Origin of the sequence: Synechococcus sp. J7-Johnson (genome assembly GCF_024345795.1) — a bacterium.
In the GTDB taxonomy this organism is placed as follows: domain Bacteria; phylum Cyanobacteriota; class Cyanobacteriia; order PCC-6307; family Cyanobiaceae; genus Regnicoccus_A.
Genome location: NZ_JAGQBU010000008.1, coordinates 52571 through 74017, shown reverse-complemented (window position 1 = coordinate 74017; position 21447 = coordinate 52571). Strand labels below are relative to the sequence as shown.

General features: G+C 66.5%; 27 protein-coding genes and 1 tRNA gene. 14 read left to right on the top strand and 14 right to left on the bottom strand.

The genetic code is table 11. From position 1 onward, the window contains the following. Positions 1 to 51: 51 nt before the first annotated feature. The 9 genes from KBY93_RS06155 (at position 52) to KBY93_RS06115 (ending at position 8460) form a co-directional block, all read left to right on the top strand. Positions 52 to 453 carry a Rid family detoxifying hydrolase gene (locus KBY93_RS06155; protein WP_399222688.1) on the top strand — a complete coding sequence of 134 codons (402 nt, stop codon included), beginning with the start codon at positions 52 to 54 and terminating at the stop codon, positions 451 to 453. Positions 454 to 594: 141 nt separating this feature from the next. Then, the gene (locus tag KBY93_RS06150; protein WP_255093394.1) at positions 595 to 867 is read left to right on the top strand and encodes a hypothetical protein; all 273 of its coding nucleotides are present in this window, start codon (positions 595 to 597) and stop codon (positions 865 to 867) included. Positions 868 to 1045: 178 nt separating this feature from the next. Continuing rightward, positions 1046 to 2227 (top strand): exonuclease SbcCD subunit D, encoded by a 1182-nt coding sequence (locus tag KBY93_RS06145; protein WP_255093393.1) that lies wholly within the window; start codon positions 1046 to 1048, stop codon positions 2225 to 2227. Further along, positions 2224 to 5232, top strand: a complete 3009-nt coding sequence (locus tag KBY93_RS06140) for an AAA family ATPase (RefSeq protein ID WP_255093423.1) — start codon at positions 2224 to 2226, stop codon at positions 5230 to 5232. The genes KBY93_RS06145 and KBY93_RS06140 overlap by 4 nt, the downstream gene beginning before the upstream one ends. A 68-nt stretch (positions 5233 to 5300) precedes the next feature. Continuing rightward, positions 5301 to 5374, top strand: a tRNA-Pro gene (locus KBY93_RS06135). Between the two features lie 817 nt (positions 5375 to 6191). Then, positions 6192 to 6659: an SLOG family protein gene (locus KBY93_RS06130; RefSeq protein WP_255093392.1), complete on the top strand. Its 468-nt coding sequence runs from the start codon at positions 6192 to 6194 to the stop codon at positions 6657 to 6659. A gap of 49 nt (positions 6660 to 6708) precedes the next feature. Beyond that, entirely contained in the window at positions 6709 to 7341 is a 633-nt protein-coding gene (locus tag KBY93_RS06125) for a siphovirus Gp157 family protein (RefSeq protein WP_255093391.1), read from the top strand. Between the two features lie 85 nt (positions 7342 to 7426). Next, positions 7427 to 7639, top strand: a complete 213-nt coding sequence (locus KBY93_RS06120; protein ID WP_255093390.1) for a hypothetical protein — start codon at positions 7427 to 7429, stop codon at positions 7637 to 7639. Positions 7640 to 7674: 35 nt separating this feature from the next. Next, positions 7675 to 8460, top strand: coding sequence for an RAD52 family DNA repair protein (locus KBY93_RS06115; protein WP_255093389.1), 786 nt, complete (start codon positions 7675 to 7677; stop codon positions 8458 to 8460). Positions 8461 to 8528: 68 nt separating this feature from the next. Here KBY93_RS06115 and KBY93_RS06110 read toward each other — a convergent pair whose 3' ends face one another. Next, positions 8529 to 8843 carry a hypothetical protein gene (locus tag KBY93_RS06110; protein ID WP_255093388.1) on the bottom strand — a complete coding sequence of 105 codons (315 nt, stop codon included), beginning with the start codon at positions 8841 to 8843 and terminating at the stop codon, positions 8529 to 8531. Positions 8844 to 9700: 857 nt separating this feature from the next. Between KBY93_RS06110 and KBY93_RS06105 the strand changes: the two genes are divergently transcribed. Continuing rightward, complete coding sequence (locus tag KBY93_RS06105) at positions 9701 to 10153, top strand: DUF6932 family protein (RefSeq protein ID WP_255093387.1); 453 nt, start codon at positions 9701 to 9703, stop codon at positions 10151 to 10153. Further along, complete coding sequence (locus tag KBY93_RS06100) at positions 10153 to 11160, top strand: hypothetical protein (protein ID WP_255093385.1); 1008 nt, start codon at positions 10153 to 10155, stop codon at positions 11158 to 11160. The genes KBY93_RS06105 and KBY93_RS06100 overlap by 1 nt, the downstream gene beginning before the upstream one ends. A 95-nt stretch (positions 11161 to 11255) precedes the next feature. Here KBY93_RS06100 and KBY93_RS06095 read toward each other — a convergent pair whose 3' ends face one another. The 11 genes from KBY93_RS06095 to KBY93_RS06045 are packed head-to-tail and all read right to left on the bottom strand — an operon-like array spanning position 11256 to position 19790. After that, complete coding sequence (locus KBY93_RS06095) at positions 11256 to 12458, bottom strand: hypothetical protein (RefSeq protein ID WP_255093384.1); 1203 nt, start codon at positions 12456 to 12458, stop codon at positions 11256 to 11258. Positions 12459 to 12462: 4 nt separating this feature from the next. Then, the gene (locus KBY93_RS06090) at positions 12463 to 13332 is read right to left on the bottom strand and encodes a hypothetical protein (protein ID WP_255093383.1); all 870 of its coding nucleotides are present in this window, start codon (positions 13330 to 13332) and stop codon (positions 12463 to 12465) included. Further along, positions 13332 to 13766: a hypothetical protein gene (locus tag KBY93_RS06085; protein ID WP_255093382.1), complete on the bottom strand. Its 435-nt coding sequence runs from the start codon at positions 13764 to 13766 to the stop codon at positions 13332 to 13334. The genes KBY93_RS06090 and KBY93_RS06085 overlap by 1 nt, the downstream gene beginning before the upstream one ends. After that, complete coding sequence (locus KBY93_RS16065) at positions 13766 to 15028, bottom strand: hypothetical protein (protein ID WP_261355261.1); 1263 nt, start codon at positions 15026 to 15028, stop codon at positions 13766 to 13768. Before KBY93_RS16065 ends, KBY93_RS06085 begins: the two co-directional genes overlap by 1 nt. Before the next feature lie 52 nt (positions 15029 to 15080). Further along, positions 15081 to 15326 (bottom strand): hypothetical protein, encoded by a 246-nt coding sequence (locus KBY93_RS06075; RefSeq protein ID WP_255093381.1) that lies wholly within the window; start codon positions 15324 to 15326, stop codon positions 15081 to 15083. Between the two features lie 3 nt (positions 15327 to 15329). Further along, positions 15330 to 16148, bottom strand: coding sequence for a hypothetical protein (locus KBY93_RS06070; protein ID WP_255093380.1), 819 nt, complete (start codon positions 16146 to 16148; stop codon positions 15330 to 15332). After that, complete coding sequence (locus tag KBY93_RS06065) at positions 16148 to 16528, bottom strand: hypothetical protein (RefSeq protein ID WP_255093379.1); 381 nt, start codon at positions 16526 to 16528, stop codon at positions 16148 to 16150. The genes KBY93_RS06070 and KBY93_RS06065 overlap by 1 nt, the downstream gene beginning before the upstream one ends. A gap of 57 nt (positions 16529 to 16585) precedes the next feature. Next, complete coding sequence (locus KBY93_RS06060) at positions 16586 to 17368, bottom strand: hypothetical protein (protein ID WP_255093378.1); 783 nt, start codon at positions 17366 to 17368, stop codon at positions 16586 to 16588. Between the two features lie 15 nt (positions 17369 to 17383). Beyond that, positions 17384 to 18316 carry a hypothetical protein gene (locus KBY93_RS06055; RefSeq protein ID WP_255093377.1) on the bottom strand — a complete coding sequence of 311 codons (933 nt, stop codon included), beginning with the start codon at positions 18314 to 18316 and terminating at the stop codon, positions 17384 to 17386. A 4-nt stretch (positions 18317 to 18320) separates the two neighbouring features. Further along, positions 18321 to 18752: a hypothetical protein gene (locus KBY93_RS06050; protein ID WP_255093376.1), complete on the bottom strand. Its 432-nt coding sequence runs from the start codon at positions 18750 to 18752 to the stop codon at positions 18321 to 18323. Positions 18753 to 18809: 57 nt separating this feature from the next. Next, positions 18810 to 19790 (bottom strand): major capsid protein, encoded by a 981-nt coding sequence (locus KBY93_RS06045; RefSeq protein ID WP_255093375.1) that lies wholly within the window; start codon positions 19788 to 19790, stop codon positions 18810 to 18812. 89 nt (positions 19791 to 19879) lie between these two features. Here KBY93_RS06045 and KBY93_RS06040 point away from each other — a divergent pair, with 89 nt between their 5' ends. The 3 genes from KBY93_RS06040 to KBY93_RS06030 all read left to right on the top strand — a co-directional run bounded on the left by KBY93_RS06040 (position 19880) and on the right by KBY93_RS06030 (position 20818). Next, positions 19880 to 20077 (top strand): hypothetical protein, encoded by a 198-nt coding sequence (locus KBY93_RS06040; protein WP_255093374.1) that lies wholly within the window; start codon positions 19880 to 19882, stop codon positions 20075 to 20077. A gap of 98 nt (positions 20078 to 20175) precedes the next feature. Further along, positions 20176 to 20412, top strand: coding sequence for a type II toxin-antitoxin system VapB family antitoxin (gene vapB / locus KBY93_RS06035; protein ID WP_255093373.1), 237 nt, complete (start codon positions 20176 to 20178; stop codon positions 20410 to 20412). A gap of 7 nt (positions 20413 to 20419) precedes the next feature. Next, positions 20420 to 20818, top strand: coding sequence for a type II toxin-antitoxin system VapC family toxin (locus tag KBY93_RS06030; RefSeq protein WP_255093372.1), 399 nt, complete (start codon positions 20420 to 20422; stop codon positions 20816 to 20818). Positions 20819 to 20929: 111 nt separating this feature from the next. Here KBY93_RS06030 and KBY93_RS06025 read toward each other — a convergent pair whose 3' ends face one another. After that, positions 20930 to 21199 (bottom strand): Txe/YoeB family addiction module toxin, encoded by a 270-nt coding sequence (locus tag KBY93_RS06025; RefSeq protein WP_255093371.1) that lies wholly within the window; start codon positions 21197 to 21199, stop codon positions 20930 to 20932. After that, positions 21196 to 21438: a type II toxin-antitoxin system Phd/YefM family antitoxin gene (locus KBY93_RS06020; protein WP_255093369.1), complete on the bottom strand. Its 243-nt coding sequence runs from the start codon at positions 21436 to 21438 to the stop codon at positions 21196 to 21198. Before KBY93_RS06020 ends, KBY93_RS06025 begins: the two co-directional genes overlap by 4 nt. Positions 21439 to 21447: the final 9 nt, after the last annotated feature.

Sequence of the window (21447 nt, the reverse complement as noted above, 5' to 3'; positions counted from 1 at the left end):
GCGATGGAGCCTGGTCCGTACAGTTGACATCCATTTTCACCTGCCATAGCCATGGGCATGGGCACTCCCGCCGAGGCGGTCACCACGGCCGCAGCGCCAGCACCGGTGGGTCCCTACAACCAGGCGGTCAAGGCGGGGGGGCTGCTGTTCTGCTCCGGCCAGATCGCCCTGGATCCAGCCACGGGTGTGCTGGTGGGCGACGGGGATGTGGAGGCCGAAACCAGGCAGGTGCTCACCAATCTTCAGGCGGTGCTGAGCGCGGCGGGCTGCACAGCCCAGCAGGTGGTGCGCACCACGGTGTTCCTCACCGATCTGGCCGACTTCGCCCGGGTCAATGCTCTTTACGCCCAGGTGTTCTCGGCTGGGGTCTCGCCGGCCAGGGCCTGCGTTCAGGTGGCGGCGCTACCTAAGGGGGCCCTGGTCGAAATCGACTGCATCGCCATGCTGGGCTGAAGGTTGGTGGCCACCGGCTGAGCCGTCCACCTTGCCCTGGGGACCACAGTGCGCATCCTTTGACATCGGTGTCTTGTAATGAAGGTGACAGTCAACAGCTGTCACAGCCGCCACCATGGGGAGGTTGTCGATGTGCGGGCCATGGCGTTCTCTTCCTTCCGTACCGTCTCCGCCGGCAAGCAGGCCCACGTAGCGCGGCTTTACCGGTTGGTCGACCAGCGGTGCTGCCCCCATCCCGTCCTCGACGACCATTTCGACTCGATGGATGCCGCCTGGGATGCAGCTCAGGAGTGGTGGCAGCAGAACAGCAACGGCCTTGAGGACCCGATCGGTATCGGCGTCGAAGTGAGCACCCCCGGCGGCGACTGGCGCACGCTGCGCTACCCCGGCAACCACTGCGGCTGGGCCCCCTGATTCCGTTCCCGCTCAGCGGGCCATTGAACTGAGCAGGTCAGGCAGTTCTGCGATCGACTTGATCACGGTTACATCCTTCCGCGTGACCGTTGTTGGAGTCCAGCCAGCCGCCTGCGGCCGGGAGTCGCTGCCCACTTAACGTCGGCCTCAGGCAGGAACTGAGCGTGAGCTGCCGCTGATGCGCCTGCTTCACACCTCCGACTGGCACCTTGGGCGGACTTTCCACGGCGCATCCCTGCTCGAGGAGCAGGCGGCGGCGCTGTCGCGGATCGTGGAGCTGGCCAGGGAGGGGGCTGTTGATGCGGTCCTGATCGCCGGCGACCTCTACGACAGGGCGATCCCGCCATCCGAGGCCGTGCAGCTTTTCAACGAAACTCTGGCCCAGTTGCGCCAGAACGGTGCCGCGGTGGTGGCGATCGCCGGCAACCACGATTCCCATGTGCGGGTGTCGGTTTACGACCCCCTGCTCGCCTCCTTCGGGGTGACGATCCGGGGGGACGTGCGCCGGGCCCATGAGCCGGTGCTGGTGAGCCCCCGGCTGGGGGGGGCTCCGGTGGCGATCTACCCGCTTCCCTACCTGGAGCCGGCGGTGGATGGGCCTGGCCTGAACAGTGCGCTGGGGGAGGAGGCGCCGCCGGTGCGCCTGCGCCATGACGAGGTGACGCGGCTGGCACTGGAGCGGATCCGCCGGGATCTCCAAGGCCGGCCGAAGCACCGCTCTTTGCTGGTGGCCCACACCTTCGTCGCTGGCGGGGAGAGCTCGGAGTCAGAGCGGGAGCTCACTGTCGGAAACGTCGATCGGGTGAGCGTGGAGGCTTTCGCCGGCTTCGACTACGTGGCCCTGGGCCATCTGCACGGCTCCCAGCAGCTGGATGGCCCCCGGCTGGCTTATTCCGGCACCCCACTGCCCTATTCCTTCTCCGAGCAGAACCACACCAAGTCGGTGCGGCTCGTGGAGCTCGACGCCGCAGGCCAGCCAACGGTTGAGCTTGTGCCGCTGCAGGTGGGCCGATCGCTGTGCACCATTGAAGGAAGCATCGACCAGCTCTGCTGTGATCCGCAGTTTGAGTCGGCCGTCGACGCATGGGTGCGGGTGTTCCTCAGCGACGAGGTGCTGCCCCTGCAGGCCATGGCCCGACTGCGCCGGCGCTTCCCCCATGTGGCCGAACTGCGCCACCGTCCGCCGGAGGTGCTGCGCTCCACGGCCAGCGAGCGCAACCAGCAGGTGCGCCAGGCCGCTTCACCGTTTGAACTGACGGCGGCATTCTTCGCTGATCAGCAGGGGCGAGCCGCCAACCAGGCCGAGGGCGATCTGCTGCGGGAAGCGCTCGAAGTGGCCGCAAAGGGAGGGGAGCGCTGAAACCACACCAGCTCAGGATCGAGGCTTTCGGGCCCTATGCCGAACCCGTGGAGATCGGCTTCGACGCGCTCAGCCAGGAGGGTCTGTTCCTGATCCACGGCAGCACCGGTGCCGGCAAGACCTTCCTGCTCGATGCCCTCTGCTTCGCGCTCTACGGCGAGGTGTCGGGGGATCGCAGCGTCAAGGCGCTGAAATCTGATCACGCCGAGCCCTCAGCCGTGCCGCGGGTGAGCCTGGAGTTCTCCAGTGGCGGGGCCCGCTACCGCGTGGAGCGATCACCCGCGTACACCGCCCCCAAGACCCGGGGTGAAGGAACCACCGAGAAGGCGCCGCAGGCGGTGCTGTTCCGGCTGGTCGGCGACGATTGGCAGCCGATCGCCAGCCGCACCACTGAGGTCACCCGCGAGGTGCAGGGGCTGGTGGGTCTCGATGCCGCCCAGTTCCGCCAGGTGATCCTGCTGCCCCAGGGCAAGTTCGCCGAAGTGCTGCGGGCCAGGGCCGAGGAGCGGGAGGCGCTGCTGAAAACCCTCTTCGACACGGTGATCTACGAGCAGGCAGTCAGCTGGCTGGAGGAGCGTGCCAAGGCCGCCCGCATCGAGGTGGCCGAGCAGAACCGGACCCTGGAGGTGCTGCGCCACCAGGCTGCCCATGAGTGGAGCCCCTATGCCCCACAGCCCTTGGAGGTACCCAACGATCAGGAGGGCCTGGATCTGCTGGTGGAGCAGATCGCTGCGGTGGTGGGGGGCACCCAAGACAGCCTGAACCAGCTGGGCGCAAGCCTTGAACTCACCCGGAAGGCCATGGCGGCGATCGAGAAGCTGGCCGACCGCTGGGATCGGCGCTCAGAGGCCCTCTCCAGGCTCACCGAACTGGAGGCCAAGCAAGAGGCGGTCATCGACTTCCGTCAGCGGCTGAGCAGGGCGGAGGCGGCCGAGGCGCTGCGCCCCAGCGTGGAAACCGAGCAGGCCGCCCGTGATGCCCTGAGCACGCTTGAGGCCGGGATCAAGGCAGAGCTGCTGCGGGCGAACCGGGCCAGGGACGCCGCTCAGGCCCTGCCGGCTTCGCTGGTCCTGCTTGATCTGATGGCACGGCCAAGCCTGGAGGAGCTGGGCGAAGCGCGCAACGACCTCGCGGCGCGACGGGTGGAGCTGACGGCCCTGGCCAGTCAGGCCATGGAAGCTGCCCAGGCAAGGGCCAGGGCCGCCGCCGCCGCTGCCCAGGCCAGAAGAGCTGAGGAGCGGCTGACCAGCAGTACCGCCGCCAGAGAAAGCTGCCAGCAGGCGCGGCAGGCCGCCGCCAATGCCTTCACCAAAGCCTGCTCGGCCCGTGACCAGCTCAACGGGTTGCAGCGGGCGGCAGAGGAGGCCATTGATCGCGCCCGGGCCGTGGAGGCCATCGCCCCTGCCAAGAAGCAGGAGAGTGAGGCCACGGCCGCGAAAACCATGGCCGATGCTCGGCTTAACCAGGCCACGGCCGCTCTGAACGATCACCGGCGACGTCAGATTGCTGGCATGGCGGCTCTGCTCGCCGGCGGACTGGAGTCTGGAGCCCCCTGCCCGGTCTGCGGTTCGGCGCACCATCCGGCACCATCTCAGCCGTCCCAGGACGCCGTCAGTGATGAGGCGATCACTGCGGCGGAGAGTGAGCTGAACGTGGCAACCAAGGCTGCCGAGCAGGCCGCGGTTGATCTGCAGAAGACACAGGGAGAACTGGCGGCGGTGCTGGAGAAAGCCGGCGGCGCCGACCTTGATCAGGCGGCGGCGCGGACTGCAGCTCTACAGGCCAGCGAGACCATGGCCACTGCGCAGGCCCTAGCCGTAACAGTGGCCAGCCTGGAGCAGGCGATCAACGATCACGAGCAGGAGCTCCAGGCACTCCAAGCGAGCATTCAGTCGGCCAGCACGGAGCTGGCGGTGCAGTCCAGGGCCGCCGCAGACGAAAATCAACGGGCGCAAACACTCACCGCCGACATCGCCAGCCAGCTTGGGGCGGGGGTCGATCCACTGCAGGCGGTGAAGACCTACGAACCCCTGGAGGAAGCTCTGAAAGCTTTGGCGGGACGCTGCCAAGAAATCACCACTGCCATGACCCGGCTTGAGCAGGCTTCGGGCCGCCTGGCGACGGATATGGCCGGATCGGAGTTTGCCGATGGCCTGGCCGTGGTGGCCGCCCTCAGGGAGGAGAACGTGCGCCAGCTCTGGGCCCAGCGGATCAAGGCCTACGAGACGGAATTGATTGGGCTGAGGGGACTGCTGGCCTCAGCGGACCTGGCCGATCTGCCAGCGGAGCGGCCAGATACCGCGACGGCCCAGGAAGCGGTTTCCACCGCTGATGCCGCCCGCACGGCGGCCGTGGAGCGCCACAGCGAAGCCCGAGGAGCGCAGGCGGAGATCGAGCGGCTCAGCTCTGAGCACCGGAGCGGGGCAGGCGAGCTGGCCGCCCGGAGGGAGCGGGCACAGTTGTTGAGTGCCGTGGCCGATCGCTGCTCTGGCAAGGCCGCTCCCTTCATTTCCCTGCAGCGCTGGGTGCTCTCCGCCTATCTGGGCGATATCTGCCGCTACGCCAACCAGCGGCTTGAGCTGATGACCTCAGGCCGCTATCAGCTGCGGCTCACCGATGAGGGGGGGCGCGGCGGCCGCCAGGCGGGCCTGGGCCTGCGTGTCCTCGATGCCTACACCGGCGAGGAGCGAGAGGTGAGCAGCCTCTCGGGCGGCGAAACCTTCCAGGCCTCCCTGGCCCTGGCCCTGGGTGTGGCCGACACCGTGGAGGCCCACTCAGGCGGGGTGCACCTCGAGGCCCTGTTCATCGATGAGGGCTTCGGCACCCTCGATCCCGACAACCTCCAGCTGGCGATGGACGAACTCGACCGGTTGCGGGAAGGCGGCCGCATGATCGGCATCATCAGTCACGTGGGAGCCCTCAAGGAGCGCATCCGCTACGGCATCGAGGTGCTCTCCAGCGATCAGGGCTCGAGGGTGCGTGTGGGAATGAACGCTCTGTCCTGACCAGAGCCGAGTGAGGTTCCCATCAATGACGCAATCGCCAGGAGCTCGGAAGGTAAAGTCTCACCTAACGGGGCGTGGCGCAGCTTGGTAGCGCGGGTGCTTTGGGAGCACTAGGTCGCAGGTTCGAATCCTGTCGCCCCGATTGACTTCTCAGTGATTGGCCCTTGGGCATGTGAGAGAAAAGGTGAGAGATTCTGGTCCTGGGGCCGGCGTCAATAACTTCATCTGGCCAAGAAAGCTGTCCGGGGCACGGCTTCGGAGCAGCAGGTCAAGGGAGCGGAGGCAGGGCTCGCCCGTGCTCCTTCTCACGCAGCCCGATCATTTCTCTCACATGCAGCTCGGATGTGAGAGGTCTCGTCACTGGCTGGCGGCCAGCTGAGGTTTCCTCGCCGGGCGCAACCTAAGAAGGAATGAACGATCCATCCGGCGGCGGAGATGCAGGGTGTCACACGGCGCAAGGGCTGGGCAAGTCGGCTTCGCCGACCCTTGCGCTCGCGTGAATCTGATCTCCCCTCGGCGCCGCCGGGATGGGTGTGCTCAGGTCACGGCTGCCAGGCGGCTCTTCCGCGGCTGCGGTGCCGCCACTTACGCGGCCGGCAGGTGATGGATCAGGGCGACGAGGGCCAGGGGTTGCTTCGCGCGACTGCGCGGCTGTCCATCAGGCCTAGAGCCCCAGGCCGGCCGCAAAGATGGCCAGCTGACTGTCAGCCAATCTAGGTCCGTGAGCATGAGCAAGAAACCCTCAGATCCGAGTAGTTGCAGTGGCTCTGCAGTACCCAAAGTGCATTTGTACTGGTAGAATAAAGGTCGCGCCAAAGGCCCCGAGCCCGTCGCCTGCGGCAACGTCATCCCCTGATCTCGCCATCACCGCCGCACTCTCGCCAGCGGCATGATGCCCCGATCAGTTGTCATTCACGGCAACTGATTCCATGGCTCTTTGTATGTCATCCAGGCCAGGAATGGCCCCCTGCCGGTCTCTTGTGATCGCGGCCGGTGGAGGCCGTGATCTGGCCTGGTCCCATCAGCGGGTGGCCGCTGAACTGCTGGCCCGCAGCGGCGGCCGGCTGGTCCATCTGCTCCTTCACGGCGGAGCCCGAGGAGCCGATGCCGCCATTGCCCGCGCGGCGCATCAGCTGGGCTGGTCGGCGCTGGTCATGCCCGCCGAATGGCGGCGCCATGGCCGGGCCGCCGGGCCGATCCGTAACCGGGAGCTCCTCGAGCTGGCGGTTGCCCGGGCCGAGTCCCACGCCGCCCCTGGGGTCTCCACCTCCGTGCTGGTGGTGGCCTTCCCGGGCGGGCCCGGCACGGTCTCCCTGGTGAGAGAAGCCCGCCGCATGGCCTCCCGTTCCCCGGTGCCGATCGCCGTGGTGGAGGTCAGCCCATCCGCCGCTCGCTGGGCGGCTCCCGCTGCTGCTCCTTGCCCCTGATGCCTTCCGCGCCTGTTGGCGCCTCCGTTCCCATTCCCTTATCACCGTCATGCCTGTTCTTACCCCCACCCCCACCGCTGCTGCCACGGCGCCAGCGCACGTTGCTGCGGATGTTGCCGGCCCCGCCTGCTCCCTTCAGCGCACCGGTTCGCTCTGGCAGCTGGGCATCGAGGCCCAGGAGCTCACCACCGCCATCGGCCAGCTCGCCGAGCAGCTGGAGTCCGATGACGACGACTCCCGCAGTCAGGCCCTCGCTGAGTTGGAGGCTGCCCTGCTGGCCGAGGAGGGCAACAAGGCGACCCTGGCGGCCAAGGCCGATGCCACCTGCTGGGTGATCGAGCACCTGCGCGGACAGGCCGCCTACCGCCAGCAGCAGGCAAAGCGGCTCACCGATCTCGCCCGCTCCGATGCCAGCCGGGCCGAGGCCCTGGAGGACTCCCTGGTGCTGGTGCTCACCCGGTTGCAGCCGCAGGCCACCCGCTTCTCCTTCCCGAACCACGAACTCACAAGCCGCAGATCCCAGTCAGTCGAGATCGACGACGAGCTGGACCTGGCTCCCGAGTGGCTGACGGTGAAAACCACCAGCCAGCCGGACAAGTCCGCCATCAAGGAAGCCCTCAAGGCCGGCCAGCAGATCACCGGTGCCCAGCTGATCTCCCGCCGTTCCTGGCGCATCCACTGAGGGGGCAGAGCCCACTCGTTATGGGCCTGCTGCAGGGGCAGGCCCAGGTCATCCATTCAGAGCCAAGACCAGATCACCAGAAGCCATGGATCTCTCCACCTACAGCAGCACAACCGCCAACACCACACCCACCAGCCCACGGCCCAAAGGCCATATCTGGTCAACCCGCCTGGCCAGCTGGGTGGTGCCCATCACCCGCCCGCCGGGCCGCCGGCCCTCGCCGGATCACATCCATTGCAGCGAGCCGCCCTGCTGGGTGTTGATCGAACCGCTGCCGCCTGAAACCTGCGCCCACTGATCCCGAACCCTGTTCCTACTCATCCCCTCGATGCCATGACCTGCACGTTCTCAGCCGAGCAGATCCAGTCCCTCTCTGCCCCTCTCGATCGCGCCAAGGTGCGCCAGCGCGAGCAGGGTCGCACCAAGGTCAGCTACCTGGAGGGCTGGCAGGTTATCGCCGAAGCCAATCGGATCTTCGGGTTCGATGGCTGGCAGCGGGAAACGATCGAGGTCCACTGCGTGAACCAGGCCGAGCGCCCCATCGGTCGTGAGGCCAGGCCCGGATGGGGCGTCACCTACACCGCCCGGGTTCGCATCACCGTCGGGGCAACTGCTCATACCCCGGTAATCCGGGAAGGCTGCGGCGCCGGCCACGGCATCGATGTCGATCTAGGCCAGGCCCATGAATCCGCTCTCAAGGAAGCGGAAACCGACGCCATGAAGCGCGCGCTGATGACCTTCGGGAACCCATTTGGACTGGCGCTCTATGACAAGCAGCAGCGAGAGGTCACCGACTCGGCAGGGGAGAGCACCGGTCAGCGTCCTGCCAGCAACGGCACGCGGTTGATCCACCGCAGCCCGTCCCCCACGGCCCCGAACGCCACAGCGGAAGCCAGTGACGACCCGGGCCTGACGCCCCTCGACCCGGCCGTCATCCGCCAGGTCCTCGCCACCCTGCGAGGGTTGCCCCGGCCAGTGCTGGAGGGCTTCACCAAGGCCTTCCGCAAGCGGTTCCAGGTGCCGGAGGAGGCCACTTCCATCGCCGATCGGATCCTGCAGAAGCGCCATCACGACTGGATCGAGGCCTTCCTGGTGCAGCACGCAGCTGTGCCGGCGTGATTCCAGGAGCAGAAGCGGCATCGCTACGGGTGGGGCACCTTGATTGCACCCACCTGCGCTCAACTGAGTCAGTGACCGGTTTGCATCAACTGTTGCAGCGAGAGCAGGGTCCGTTGCTCGGCAACGTGTTGTTGAACCTCTTCGCTCTGGAGGTGAAGCGGCTGCACCTCCAGGCAAGGGCTCCCGGCCGCCAGGGCGAGCTCCTGGCCTTTCATCAACGGGAGAAGATCCAGGTCTCCGAAGCGCTCGGAGGTGGCAAACGCCAGGAGCTTGTCTCCATCGGCGTCTTCGAAGTAGGCAACGGTGTAGGAGGTGCCTGAGGGCCCTTCCGCTGTCGTTACCACCTTGTGGAGCAGGGCTCGCGTCAGTTGATCCGTTGTCATCGTTCAGCCTTCCCCTCAAACGCAATCGACTGCCGTCCTCGCCGTGGGCATCTCCATCGATGTCACCTGGTGAGAGCAGTTGAGGGAAGCAGGCCCCGCCCCACGGCATGGGTGGGCGGTTGTTGAGTTGTGCGGGTCGGGCTCCGGTGGCAGCCCGGAATGGTTCAGCATGAAATGGCTCCAATACCAGTGGAGTAGCCCGCAAGGGGAGGCTCAGGGAGGTCAGATTCCCTGGGCCCTTCTTGCGTAGAAGGGCCGTCCCGTGCGGAACTCAAGGTCTAGCACCGGCTTTCGGTCACAAACAGGCGAAAAACACTAGGGATGGTGTAGTCGCCTTCGGCGATTGCCAGATTTGGTGGTCAGCCGTAGGATCGCCCCTATGTGATCTGGTTGCGAGAGCCGACCCGGCTGGGCATCCCGAGAACCGCCGCAACCCAATGCCATCGGCACTAAGCAGAGGCGTTGCAGCGCAAAGGTTCTCATCGTTCGCAATAAGAGGCGTGTGACAGCTAAGGAAGTGTCAGCGACTCAGGTCGCCTTCTGTCGACACGTCTGCCATGCGAGTGCCGTCCCATCGAGTCAGAGTCGTGCCAGCACAGGTGTGCGCATCTGCAGGGTCATGGCGGCTCCTTCTCCCCGGCCGGCATTGCCTCAAGGCCCCGGCTGGTTGTGCGGGGATGGGATGTCTACAAACCCTGTCGGCTGGTTCCGCTTGCCAAGGAGGCTGGGTATAAACCCGCTAATCCGTTGAGCTGCTGATGCCCAGCCACACCACCGGTACTGACCTGGGCAGCGTTCCTTGCACAGGCATGGGAGGCAAAGCCACTCGCCTACCTGCTGCAGCCGGCAGGTAGCGCATGCCCGTCCCGGATTTCGATCGGTATGGCCTGCTTCCCAGCGGGGTTTATGGATGCACGATAGAGGAGGTGGAGGCCGCACTTGCCTGGAATGAGCAGAGGCGTCAACTGACCAACCTCCTGCAGGAGTTCATCGCAGATGAACTATCCACCCGCTTTGCGGTCATCCCACCTGTGGTGCTGGATGGCAGCTATGTCACCGCCAAGGAGGAGCCCAGCAATATCAATCTCGTTTTAGAGCTACGTGAGCTTCCCGATCTACAGAAGATGCAGGCTGTTGATCTATGCCAGAGGTGCCCTGACATCTTGCTTCGTTATCGGATCGACCTCAATACAGCACTTCAGCAGTCGGGGAGAGACTTCGTTGCCTACTTCAGTTCTTTAGATCCCAGGGAGGCAATCGCCATGAACTTGTTTTACGGCCACAAAAAAGGGCTGTTGAGGTTGCGGTGATGGGCGGCTGGATCGACGCGATTGAGGAGAAGGCCCGCATCATCCACCAGGAGTTGCTGGCTGCGCGTGAGCTGGCCGTGCGCATGGGCAAAAATCCAGATGAAATCAGCTCCCCCTATTTCGAGTTGCTCGCGAAGCTCTATCGGGACGATTACCCCATTGCCTCACTGGCGGATCATTCGGATTTGGTCGCTCGCTTTACGGGGCCAGGGGTTCTCAATCACGAGCCACCGGTTTCGCTGGTCACCGGAGCCTTTTCCAAGCTGCGCACGCAGATTCAGCACATCGCCAAGTCGATCGCAGGGCTGGGTGAGCAGAGGGTGAAATGGCCTGAGCATCTCGATCCGCACTTGTCCGGGTTGGCTTATGGAAGCCTGGTTGTGGGGATGCGGGTGCCAAGGCCAGGGGAAGTGGACTCCCAGGGGCAGTTGGTTCTCGATGGGGTCACCGACGGGCTTTACCAAGCCGTGAGGGACGCTGTCCGCAGTCTTCCCATCATCCCAAGGCTGATCGAGGAGGAGGGTGTCAGCGAAGAGGTTTATTCCCTGTTTCCTGATCCGGCCGTTCGAGACACCATCATGCTGGCTGCCCACAAGCTGGCCCCATCGTCAAAGAACAAAGGCATCACCGATTTGTTCCTGAGTTGCCCCGGAGAAGACGAGCTGGCACCGCCTCCACTGACCATGAAGAGTCGGGAGATCTTGAGGAGAAGCTTGAACGAACCCTCTGGGAAGCGCTCCAGCGGCACTGATTCCTTTGAGGGCGTGGTGCGGGAGATCGATCTGGATGCCTTGCGCTTTGAGATCCGCGGCCCCAGGTATCTGCGCGGCATCCGCTGCATGTACGAAGAGCGGCACAAGGCAACAGTCAAGGAGATCCTCGATTGCACGGTTCGGGTCAGCGGCAGCTACGAGGCGGCTACCGACGAGCAGCCCAGGCTTGTGGCGGTGGAGTCCATCGAGATTCTTCGCAGACCCGCCCAACAGATGGATCTGCTTGCGCGCTGAGATCAGCGGCTGGCTGCTCCGATCCCCGAGAAGCGGCAATGGGCCCACTGGCGGGGGTGCTGGCTGAGACATTCCTGGGGCTTCACAACAGTCGCTCATGGCGCCCCCCGCGGCCAGAGCACTCCGCTGCTCGGACGGCCGCTGCCACCTCCACCAGATCCCCCACCCCCCTGGAGCTGCTTGGCATAGAAGGGGTGCTGGCGCACGCCCGGGGCACCGAGCGCTGCCGTTGACCAGTCGATCAGGAAATCCGGGCCGGTGGTTGGTCCCATCGCCACGGGCCCAGGCGTGAGCAGGGGGCAGAAGCTCAGCCGATCCGGGATCGTGGTCCAGGGCAAGGAACCGACCGTGTCCCAGCCCGCCCGTGGTTGCGTCCCCGGTGGGTTGAGGTACCAGAGGTCGGTGGCGCCGCTGTAGGCCGCCGCCAGCTGGTAAAAGGTGCCGACTCCGCCGGGGTTGCTCACCCGGCCCAGACGGCGCGGGTCGGAGTGCTGGTTGCTGCCCAACCAGAAGCAGTCCGGCAGCGCGATGCGTGGCTGGAGGATCCCCGGCGCGAACAGGCCGCTGGCGGTGTTCGCATACAACCCGCAGCCACGAATCAGTTGCTGGTCGCTGCCAGTGGGTGGGAGCGGAATGATCGAGGCCGCCACCACGGCGTTGTTGCTCCAGGTGTAGCTGTTCTGCGAATAGAACATGCCGGTGTAGGAGTTGGAGCGGTTGAGAAGCACACTCCAGCCGCTCACTACCGGCGAGCGGAACAACAGCAGCGTGTGATTCTGCGTGTTGATGTCGGTGCCGACCGGCGCGATCGTGTAGCAGAAGAATTCACGGCCTGGCGTCGTATCGGCCTGAATCAACAGAAAGCCGGCCAGATCCCAGGTGGGTGTGCCATCGGAGGCGTAGTGCGACAGGCCGGCATTGACGCTGAAGAGAGTCGCCGAGAAGCTGCCGTAGCCGCCGTTGCTGCTGTCGTTGGTGTAGGCGCTCTCGAGGCCCAGCAGCAGGCGCGCCGAGCTGCTGCTGGAGTTGTAGCCCTGAACCTTGGAGCTGTTAGAGAAGCTGAGCAGCACCGGAGTCTGGGGATGGCCCAGCCGCCAGACATAGCCGTAGGTGGTGGTGCCCGTCGCGGCGCTGTGATCCTTGATCAGCGACAGTGGCACCAGGGCATTGGCCGGCGTGGCATTCACCTCCGCCGCAAAGGCACTGAAGGCCTCCGCCAGCTTCTGGCCCGGATCAGTGGCCAACTTGCTGGTCCAGTTCCACAGCGGCCATTGCAGGGCGGAGCAGGTGAGGGTCATCGGTTCAGCTGGTGTGGTCCTTGAGCCGCACCACCAGGCGTGACGGGCCGAGTTGCAACCACTCGCTGCCATCAGCCGGCTTGATGTACCCAAGGCTTGTGAAGGTGCGGTTGTAGAGCGCCAGGTCCGCCGGCAACGCCACCGGGTCCCACCACTGCACCGGCGGCAGCGGCACCTGGTAGACGATCGTCGGTGTGATCGGCAGCCACTGGGCCGGGCGCACCAGCATCAGCGGCGCCGCCGATGAGAAGAAGTCAGCGCGGAAGGCCGTGGAGAGCTGCACCTGGGGGCGTGCCAGGTTCCAGGCCACCGTGGCGATCACACCGGCCATGTCGGTGAGCGAGAGGTGCCACTGGCCTGAGACCACGTCCTTGGCGATCAGCAGCGCCACCGCCTGCCGGTTGGAGAAGGAGTGCTGAGAGAAGGCAAAGCAGAAGAACTCCTGGCCTGCCGCCAGGGAGGAGGCCACCACCGCCCCCAGCGGCAGCGGTTGAGGGGGGAGGGTGATCAGGGAACTGGTGCTGCCCACCCCGCCCGTGAGACTGCCGTGGCCACCGAGGGCGGGACCGGCTGTGAACCCCGAGGCCAGACCGGCGTGGGTGGTCACAGCGCCCGTCGTCAGGTTCGCCACCCACTGGCCCATGAGCTCCACCGGAGAGCCGCCGCTGAGCGCCGCCAGGCGTGCCTTGATCGTCCAGCCGCAGAAGCCCGGCGCAGCGGTGGGGCCAGTGAGCACGCTCAGTAGCTGGGTGGGGTTCTGGCCGTTGGCCGCCGTGATCCAGGCCATCAGCAGGGCATGGGCCTCAGCAAACAGGCCCGGGAGGGCAAAGCCCTGGTCTCCGCGGCGGCTGAGATCGGTGATCGTCGCTGCCATCAGCCGCCCACCGAATCGTTGAGCACCAGAGCCAGCACGCCCAGACTGGCCGTGTGGGCGCCCGTCACCTCGGTGCGCACCCTGGCCCAGAGCCGCTGCTGCAGGGGGATCTCGCCGTTGCTATAGCTGCTGAGCGGCGCCAGCTTGAGGGTCGGCGTGTCGGCGGAGAAGCGCAGGTCGAGCAACACACCGGCCGAGAGCGGTGGGTCCTCCTCAATCGGCCGGGCGGCGTCCGCCGTCCGTGCCGCCGGAGAGTCATAGAAGCTCACCCAGGCGGCCACCGAGCAGCTCACCTCCAGGAACAGGCCATCCACGCCGAGGCCCGCAAAGCTCAGATCCAGCATCGTTGGGCCACTCAGCGGCCCACTGGTCTGCTGCTCAAGGGCCCGCCGGGGCGTGTCGATCCGCGGTACCCAGCGGGGAGCAACTGGCATCAGGGGATCACCTGGATCTTGCGGATCGCCCGCACGGTCTGGGGAAACGTCTTGCCCAGCGGCTCCCAGTTGCCATAGAACCAGTCCTGCACCTGATGGGTGGTGGCCGAGTCCTGGGTGGAGGTGCCCATCCCGCCGGCCAGGAACTCCTGGGCACCGCCGATCGCAAAAAGCGGGAAGGTGGTCTGAGCAGGAGACGAGAAGGTGTAGTTGGCACTGGCCGGCACCGCATAGGGGTTGGCGCCGTGGGTGGTCACGTTGCCCTCGCTCCCGTCCGGCTTGAAACGCCGATAGAGGATCTCCAGCTCGAACAGCGCCGGGATGTACCAGTCGGTGAAGGTCGCGATGGAGAGCCCCCGCGCCCACTGGGTAGCCGGGTGAGCCGCATCGTTGGCGGCGTTGCTGTTCGCCCAGCCATCGAAGGTGCTCGATGCCCCCGTGGTTGCCGTATTGCTGGTCTTGCAGGCCCGGCTGCTCTGGCCGCTGGCCTTGGGGGAAATGATCAGGGCGTGGGTGGCCACGCCGTTCATGCTCTGGGAGATCAGCCCGCCGTAGTAGCCGCCCTCGTAGGCCGCACCGATCGCCGGCAGGCTGGCCACCGGGGTTCCCGTCGGCGTCGCGCCGAGCTTGTAGACATCGCCGTTGCTTTGATCGAGGTAGAGGTCTCCGGTGATCTGGCCGGGGATCGAGGCTGGCGGCGGGCCGCTGCCTACATACCAGCCCGTGCCGCGGGCACCCTGGGCGCCGGCACCACCGGTGGCACCGATCGGTCCCTGGATCCCCTGCGGTCCAGCGGCACCGGTGCTGCCGGCCGGTCCGGTAGGGCCGGTGGGGCCAGCTGGGCCCACGGCGCCGGTCGGTCCAGCGGGGCCCGCGGGGCCTGAGATCGGCCCGGCGTTCACCCAGGCGCTGCCGGATGCGTTCCAGCTGTAGAGGCTGTCGTTCTCGTCCTGAACGATGTAGGCGTCCCCCTGCTGGCGGTTGGTCGTCGGCAACGCCGAGAAGGTGGGAACACTGCCCTTGAGGTTGATACCGGTGCCGGCGGTGCCCTGGGGACCAGCCGGGCCCTGGGGGCCAGCTGCTCCCGTGCTGCCTGCGGGGCCGATGGCTCCCGCTGGCCCCTGGCTGCCGGTGGGGCCAGGTGAACCCTGGGGGCCAGCATTTCCTTGGCTGCCTGCCGGGCCTGCCGGTCCCGTGGGGCCCGTCGGTCCAGGCACCCCCTGCGGTCCACGGATCGAGCCGGTGTTCGCCCAGGAGGTCATCAGCTCTGCAGGCCGTTCTCACGAGCTATTGCCATTGATGCGAGCAGGCCCCTCAGGTCAGCACCCAGGCCGCTCCACTCCAGAAGCGAATCGGCCGCAGGATCCAGGCGCTGCCGGTCCAGACCTTGGCGGTGATCGGCTGAAAGCCCCGATCGATGCCGAGGTAGGTCATCGCAGCACCTGGGCTGGCCGTCCTCACCCCGAAGAACTCTTCGGTGACGATCCGCCCCGCCGGTCCCTGGTCCCAGTTGCCCTGGCCACCCTCGAAGGGCCCGATCGGGTCCTGACGCCTGCGCATCGCTCAGCCCACCGCCAGCTTGAGCAGGCCCCGCACCGCGCCGGTGGTGGTAGTCGAGCAGAACATCAGCAGCGCCAGGCAGGCGTCATTGGGCACCACCGGCAAGCCCAGGCCAGCCCAGTCGCGGATCTCGCTCTTGTTGGCCACCATCGTCGTGGTGCCGGTCAAAAAGCGGGTGCACGTCACCCCGAAAGCCCCGGCTGTGCCGGTGGTGGCGCTCAGCGTCACGCTGTTGACCTGCTTGATCCCGCTCTTGCCCGCAGCGGGGAGGATCGGATAGAGGCCGGAGGCGCGGCTGGTGGCCGCCAGGGCGATCACCACGTCTCCGGTGGTGTCATCGGCATAGGTCACGTTCACCGTGGCGTTGACGCCCGTGGCGCCAGTGTCCGTGGTCCACTCCAGCCACCAGCAGAGCTCAGAGAGGTCCACCGCGCCGATCCGATCAGCGGCAACGCCGGTGAGGGTGAGGGGCAGGTTGGTGGTCTGCACCGTCGGGGAAGCAACGGTGCCCGAGAGGCCGCCCTGGTGACAGAGCCGGTCATGGACGCTGAGGTTGGTGGCGCTGTTGGCCGTCACCAGATCCAGCCAGGCGATGTAACTGGCCAACGGCGGTGTCTGATTCGTGAGCGGCAGTGCCCCAGTCGTGGCACGGGTGCAGACCGCCGCCGTGGTGGGGATGGCGCCCTGGCCCGGCTGGCCCGTCGCCCGCCAGAGCGAATAGAAGCGGCCTGCGACAGCGTTGGTGAGGCTCGCCTTGTCGATCAGGGCGTTGCGCGAGAGCGTCAGCGCCGCAATCAACTGGTCGCGGTTCGTGATCGCCATCAGTTGGTGTCCACCCAGAGGTCGTTGACCTGGGGGCTGGCTGGTGCCGTTGGTCCCACCGTCAGCCTGGAGGCATTGAGCTTGAGGTTGAGCGCCGCCTGCAGATCGGCCTGGCTGCTCAAGCTGCCGGTGATGCCGCCCCACACACTCGGCCCAGCAGGGCCGGCTGGGCCCTGGCTGCCGGTGGCTCCAGCTGGACCAGTCGCTCCGCCTGGTCCCGTTGCTCCGGTGGGCCCGGCTGGTCCGGTGTTGCCTGTGGTGCCGGGCACACCTTGGGGGCCCTGGGCGCCGGCTGGGCCCTGGCTGCCCGCCGGACCAGCAGCTCCAGCTGGGCCTTCCGGCCCCCGCAGCGACAACCCGAGGGCGCCCCAAGACGTCATCCACTCCCCCAGCGTTTCACCCCAGCTATTGCCACCGGCGCTGGCGGGGCCTTGGCCTCACACGATCAGTTCGAACACCTGGCCGTTCGTCCGGTTGAGGTACAGATCCCCCGGTGCCGGCGTCGGGTTGAGCCCCTCGCTGGGCGGTGGCCCATCACCCGCATACCAGCGGGTGCCGCGGCTGGCTGCGCCGGAGCCGTTCATCACCACCAGCGACGGCTTGCCATCCACCGGCGAAGGCAGCAGCGCCAGGCCGCCCTGGGGGTGCAGGCGCAGCCGCCACACCTCGGCGCGGCTGCCGTTGTAGGCCAGCCCATCGAGGCCGTCGCTCGGCACCAGCGGCTCCACGCCCACCAAGCTGCCGCCAGCGGCGCCGCCAGTTGGGGACGTCGGGATCATGTTGGGCGGCAGCGGGCAGCCCAGCAGCGCCACCGCCAAGGTGGCGATGTTCACCCCCATCGTCACCGTCACGGTCAGGTCCAGCCGCTGCCCGTAGACATGCCGCACCTTGGGCACATCCGGCCGGTAGGGCGTCCACGGCACGGTTTCGCTGCTGCCATCACCCCAGTCCACCTGAAAGTCCTGGGCCGGCAGTCCCAGTGGGTTCACCGCCAGCTCGATCGGCGCTGAGCCGAGCGGATCATTCCAGCGGCTGGGCGCTGGCATCCAGAACAGCTCCAGCGGCAGCGCCGGCACCGGCCCCAGCCGGAAGCTCAGCTCCCGCCAGCGCGGTGCCTCATGGAGCAGCACCCATTCCTCGCTGCCCGGGCAGCCAACTGGCGGGAGGATCCGCACCCGCCCGCTGGTGTCATCGAGGCCAGTAGGCAGCGGGTAAGGCATGGCGGTGCGACGGGATCAGCGCAGCAGATCCAGCGGCAGGGCCGGGAGCTCGCCTCGGGAGTCAGGTTCCGCCTCGGAAGTCAGGCCACCGGAGGTCAGCCGCTCAGCCTCGGCCACCAGCTCCGCCTTGGTCATGCCCGGATCCAGCGCCACGCCGTAGCGGCGCTCCACCTCGGCGATGATCTGCGCCTTGGTCATCGCCGCAAACTCAGGCAGCGAGGCCGCCACCGCTGCATCCGCAACCGCTGCACTTACAGATCCGGCGGCCACCACCGGAAGCAGGAACGGCGTGCTCCTGCCCGCACTGTTCACCGCCACCACCGGCAGCCGGACAGGTTCAGTGATCAGGCTGCAATCCAGCTGGAAGCTCAACTCCGTGGCGCTGAGGAAGCTGTAGTCACCTGCCTCTGCCTGGCTCTCACCACGGACCTCAAGGTCACCATCAGCAGAGAAGCCCGTACCAACAACGAACGCCTCCACGGTCTCGCCCTTGACCACAAATGGTCCGCCTTTGATCGCGGTGATCGTTGGAACCGAGTCAGGCGGATCAACCGGCGATCCACCGTTCTCCCCATCAGCACCCGGAAGGCTGGGAGCGTGCGCCTGCCAGCCCAGGGTCTGCCAACCGTCCATGTGACACGGGAAGCAGTAGCGGGTCTCACTGCCACGGGTGATCCGGATCATCCCCTCGGGGGGGACATCCAGCCTCGGCATCGCATCGGTGAGTGGCATCGACATCGTCGGATCAGAGGGTCGGACGCGATCAGAGAGTTCATCGGGCAACGGATCGAGCGGCGGCGCCGTCGGCACCGTCGGATCCGAGCCCTGCGTCAGGGCTTGAGGCGGCGCCCAGGGGGAGCCGGGCACCGTGGGGCGCACGACTGGATTGGCGAGCGCCGTCGCCTCAATCACGGAGCCATTGAGGTCGTCAGGGCCGGAGTCACTCATCGGCTCAACCGTGGGTGAGGCTGACGTGGGCACCAGCGGGCGTCGATGGCGTCAGGGTTGCGCGCGCAAAGAAGAAGCACGGGTCAACCACGTTGGCCAGATCACCAGCGGCGGGCACCAGGGCATCGCCGCTGATCGTCGCCTCGATCTGGCCGCCAGCGGCGGGGATCGCCACGGTGGCGGCCGTCACCCAGGTGCCGGTGGTGCCGTCCTTGAGCAGCGGGGCCACCTGCAGCACGGCCGTCACCGCAGCAGCGGCACCGGGGTGGGAGAACAGCAGGGTGAAGTGCTCGACGGTGTCGAGCGGAACGCTCAGGCGCACGATCTCAGCACTCACCCGGGTGCGCTCGAACGGGTCGGTGGCGCTGTAGTTGATCCAGCCCACCAGCGTGGTGGCGGCATCGATGAGCTTGTTGCCGGAAGCGGTCATGGTCATGTCCTCAGGAGAAACGGATCGAGCGGTGTGGCCCTCTGGGCCTCGGGCCTCTGGCCCTCAGGTCAGAGCGGGGCCGATGTTGAACAGCCGCCCGATCGCCTTCTGATCGCACACGGCGAAGCCCACGTACCAATCGACGCGGGTGCGGAAGACAGGGGCGTCCTGCACTTCGCCGAAGTCCCGCACCGAGATGCCGTAGCGGCCCTCGAACGGTCCCTGCAGGCCGGTCATCTGCTCGTCGCCAAAGGCGCAGCAGTAGATCGAGGTGGTGCCGCCCGCTTCCCCAAAGCCCAGAACGTCGTTGCCGTTGGCGTCCTCCTCCAGGCAGAGGATTTCGGTGTCCTCAAACCAGTGGCGGCCGTCCATCACCTGGTAGAGATCACCGCCTGCGGCGCGGCAGGCGGAGCTGATCTGACGCCGGCCCGCCTTGCTGGTGAGCAGCACCTTCTCGCTGCCGTAGGCATTGACGGAGTCCACCAGGGCCTCCAGGCGGGTGAGCTTGACGCTGCCTGAGGTGTTGTCGACGGTCTGGGGGCCGCCGGGGGTGAGCCGCTTGCTGAGGCCGTTGAAGGCACGGGGGTCGAAGGCGGCATCGCCGTTGATCACAGCTGCTTCCAGGGTGAGCCGCATTGAGCGCACCTTCTGCTCGGTCTGGGAAGCCCTGGCCTCAGGGCCGTTGAGGTCCACGATCGAGCGGTCCACATCAAGGTCCCCCCCAAAGAGGTGGACGAACTCGGTGTCGTTCTCGACGGCGCCGTAATCACGGCGGTAGCCCTCATTGACGGCGCGGAAGCCGACGCGGGGCATTTTCTTCTCGACGGCGAACTTGAGAGCACCACCAAGCAGGTTGCGGAAGGGCAGGCGGCTGATCAGTTGACCCTCAGTGAAGGTCTTGATCACGGCCAGGCGCTCCACCCGCGTCTCGTGTTTGGCAGCCTCGATCAGGGAGAGGCCCATGCTTGCTCCGGGTGTACCCAGCAACGTCACCCATCTATTGCCATCGACAGAAAGGGTTGGGCGCTGGTCAGGGCCCGTCATGGTGCGGGGTGGCCTCAAGGGCTGACGCAAGCGGCAAAGCCGCCCTTGACCCCACCCCGCCCGGCTTTGGGGTCCTTCTCCAGCTCCCCATGGCTTCCGCCTTCCGCCGCGCTGCACAGGAGCGCCACAGCTCCGAATCCCTTGATCGGATCAGCACGATCTGCCACTCGGCCTGGGTGCCGCTACCACGGCTGGCAGAGCTGGCCGATCAGATCCTCAGGGAGCGCCAGGCGGCGCTGCCGGAGCGGGCTCTTGATCCGGAGATCCTGGCTCTGCTGCCCTATTAGGTCTCCTGCCCACCGAGCCCGGCTGCGGCCGGGCTTTCTCATCCCGCTGGCGGGACAAGTGATCCAGGGATAGACTGCATGTATATCCAAGAGGTCGGATGCGGGCTGTCACCAAGCTGTTTCTGAGCAACCGCAGCCAGGCGGTACGCATCCCCGCTCATCTGCGGCTTCCCGACTCCGTCACGGAGGTGGAGGTCCGGGCCTGCGGCCAGGAGCGGATCATCGCTCCACTGGGCCGCAGCTGGGACAGCTTCTTCCAGGGTGGACCCACAGTGCCCGACGACTTCTTGGCGGAGCGGGCTTCCCAGCAGCAAGGCGAACGCGAGTCCTTCTGATTCGCCGATGCTGCGCTATCTGCTGGATACCAACATCTGCATCTACGTGATCAAGCGGCGGCCGGAGACGCTGCTGGAGCGGTTCAACCGCAACGCCAGTCACCTTGCGATTTCGTCGATCACTCTGGCCGAGTTGATGCATGGCGCTGAGAAGAGTTCCGATCCGCAGCGCTCTCTGGCGGTGGTGGAGGACTTCTGCAGTCGGCTGGAGGTGCTGGCCTATGGCGCCAAGGCCGCCCAGCATTACGGCCAGATCCGCTCTGCCCTGGAGCGCCGCGGCACACCGATCGGGGTGAATGATCTGCACATCGCCGCCCATGCCCGCAGTGAGGGCCTCACCCTGGTGAGTAACAACCTGCGCGAGTTCGAGCGGGTAGACGGGCTGCTCTACGAGAACTGGATCTGACAGCTCGCCCAAGAGCGGTGGCAGCAGGAGCAGCAGGTCTCACTCGTCTGGAGCTTCTGGCGCTGCTGCTCTATTCGGTCTCCTGCCCACCGAGCCCGGCTGCGGCCGGGCTCATTCGTAGTGCGTCCACAGCCTCAGCACCTTCACGATCCTTTCCTCGTGGAGCACCTGGTAGACGAGCCGGTGCTGGATGTTGAGCCGACGGGAGAAGGCTCCGCGCAGATCACCCACCAGCGCTTCATAGGGCGGCGGCTGCCGGAAGGGATCCTCTGCCAGGAGTTGCAGCAGCTGCTCGGCCTTGGCCTTGAGGGCAGGTGAGGCGGCAGCGAGTTTGCGGGCGTCCTTCTGCGCCTGCTTGGTGAAACGAACGCTCCAGCTCACCAGCCGGGCTGCTCGCTGAGCTCTTCTGCCGGAGTGGCGAGGCCATCGAGGATCGACTCGCGCATCCCCGGGATCGAAACCAGGTGCAGGGTCTCCTGGATGGCGTTCCAGTCGGCCTCCGAAAGCAAAACGGCATTGCCGCGCTTGCCGGTGATCTGAACCGGCTCGTGGGAGTTGCCGACCTCATCGATGAGGGCATACAGCCGCTTGCGGGCTTCCGTCGCGGAAATGCTGGCCACCAGAGCAAA

Bases quoted from the DNA above. Each gene is read 5' to 3' on its own strand.
- KBY93_RS06155 (WP_399222688.1), top strand. From the start codon at position 52: ATGGGCATGGGCACTCCCGCCGAGGCGGTCACCACGGCCGCAGCGCCA.
- KBY93_RS06150 (WP_255093394.1), top strand. From the start codon at position 595: ATGGCGTTCTCTTCCTTCCGTACCGTCTCCGCCGGCAAGCAGGCCCAC.
- KBY93_RS06145 (WP_255093393.1), top strand. From the start codon at position 1,046: ATGCGCCTGCTTCACACCTCCGACTGGCACCTTGGGCGGACTTTCCAC.
- KBY93_RS06130 (WP_255093392.1), top strand. From the start codon at position 6,192: ATGGCCCCCTGCCGGTCTCTTGTGATCGCGGCCGGTGGAGGCCGTGAT.
- KBY93_RS06125 (WP_255093391.1), top strand. From the start codon at position 6,709: ATGCCTGTTCTTACCCCCACCCCCACCGCTGCTGCCACGGCGCCAGCG.
- KBY93_RS06120 (WP_255093390.1), top strand. From the start codon at position 7,427: ATGGATCTCTCCACCTACAGCAGCACAACCGCCAACACCACACCCACC.
- KBY93_RS06115 (WP_255093389.1), top strand. From the start codon at position 7,675: ATGACCTGCACGTTCTCAGCCGAGCAGATCCAGTCCCTCTCTGCCCCT.
- KBY93_RS06110 (WP_255093388.1), bottom strand. From the start codon at position 8,843: ATGACAACGGATCAACTGACGCGAGCCCTGCTCCACAAGGTGGTAACG.
- KBY93_RS06105 (WP_255093387.1), top strand. From the start codon at position 9,701: ATGCCCGTCCCGGATTTCGATCGGTATGGCCTGCTTCCCAGCGGGGTT.
- KBY93_RS06100 (WP_255093385.1), top strand. From the start codon at position 10,153: ATGGGCGGCTGGATCGACGCGATTGAGGAGAAGGCCCGCATCATCCAC.
- KBY93_RS06095 (WP_255093384.1), bottom strand. From the start codon at position 12,458: ATGACCCTCACCTGCTCCGCCCTGCAATGGCCGCTGTGGAACTGGACC.
- KBY93_RS06090 (WP_255093383.1), bottom strand. From the start codon at position 13,332: ATGGCAGCGACGATCACCGATCTCAGCCGCCGCGGAGACCAGGGCTTT.
- KBY93_RS06085 (WP_255093382.1), bottom strand. From the start codon at position 13,766: ATGCCAGTTGCTCCCCGCTGGGTACCGCGGATCGACACGCCCCGGCGG.
- KBY93_RS16065 (WP_261355261.1), bottom strand. From the start codon at position 15,028: ATGACCTCCTGGGCGAACACCGGCTCGATCCGTGGACCGCAGGGGGTG.
- KBY93_RS06075 (WP_255093381.1), bottom strand. From the start codon at position 15,326: ATGCGCAGGCGTCAGGACCCGATCGGGCCCTTCGAGGGTGGCCAGGGC.
- KBY93_RS06070 (WP_255093380.1), bottom strand. From the start codon at position 16,148: ATGGCGATCACGAACCGCGACCAGTTGATTGCGGCGCTGACGCTCTCG.
- KBY93_RS06065 (WP_255093379.1), bottom strand. From the start codon at position 16,528: ATGACGTCTTGGGGCGCCCTCGGGTTGTCGCTGCGGGGGCCGGAAGGC.
- KBY93_RS06060 (WP_255093378.1), bottom strand. From the start codon at position 17,368: ATGCCTTACCCGCTGCCTACTGGCCTCGATGACACCAGCGGGCGGGTG.
- KBY93_RS06055 (WP_255093377.1), bottom strand. From the start codon at position 18,316: ATGAGTGACTCCGGCCCTGACGACCTCAATGGCTCCGTGATTGAGGCG.
- KBY93_RS06050 (WP_255093376.1), bottom strand. From the start codon at position 18,752: ATGACCATGACCGCTTCCGGCAACAAGCTCATCGATGCCGCCACCACG.
- KBY93_RS06045 (WP_255093375.1), bottom strand. From the start codon at position 19,790: ATGACGGGCCCTGACCAGCGCCCAACCCTTTCTGTCGATGGCAATAGA.
- KBY93_RS06040 (WP_255093374.1), top strand. From the start codon at position 19,880: ATGGCTTCCGCCTTCCGCCGCGCTGCACAGGAGCGCCACAGCTCCGAA.
- vapB (WP_255093373.1), top strand. From the start codon at position 20,176: ATGCGGGCTGTCACCAAGCTGTTTCTGAGCAACCGCAGCCAGGCGGTA.
- KBY93_RS06030 (WP_255093372.1), top strand. From the start codon at position 20,420: ATGCTGCGCTATCTGCTGGATACCAACATCTGCATCTACGTGATCAAG.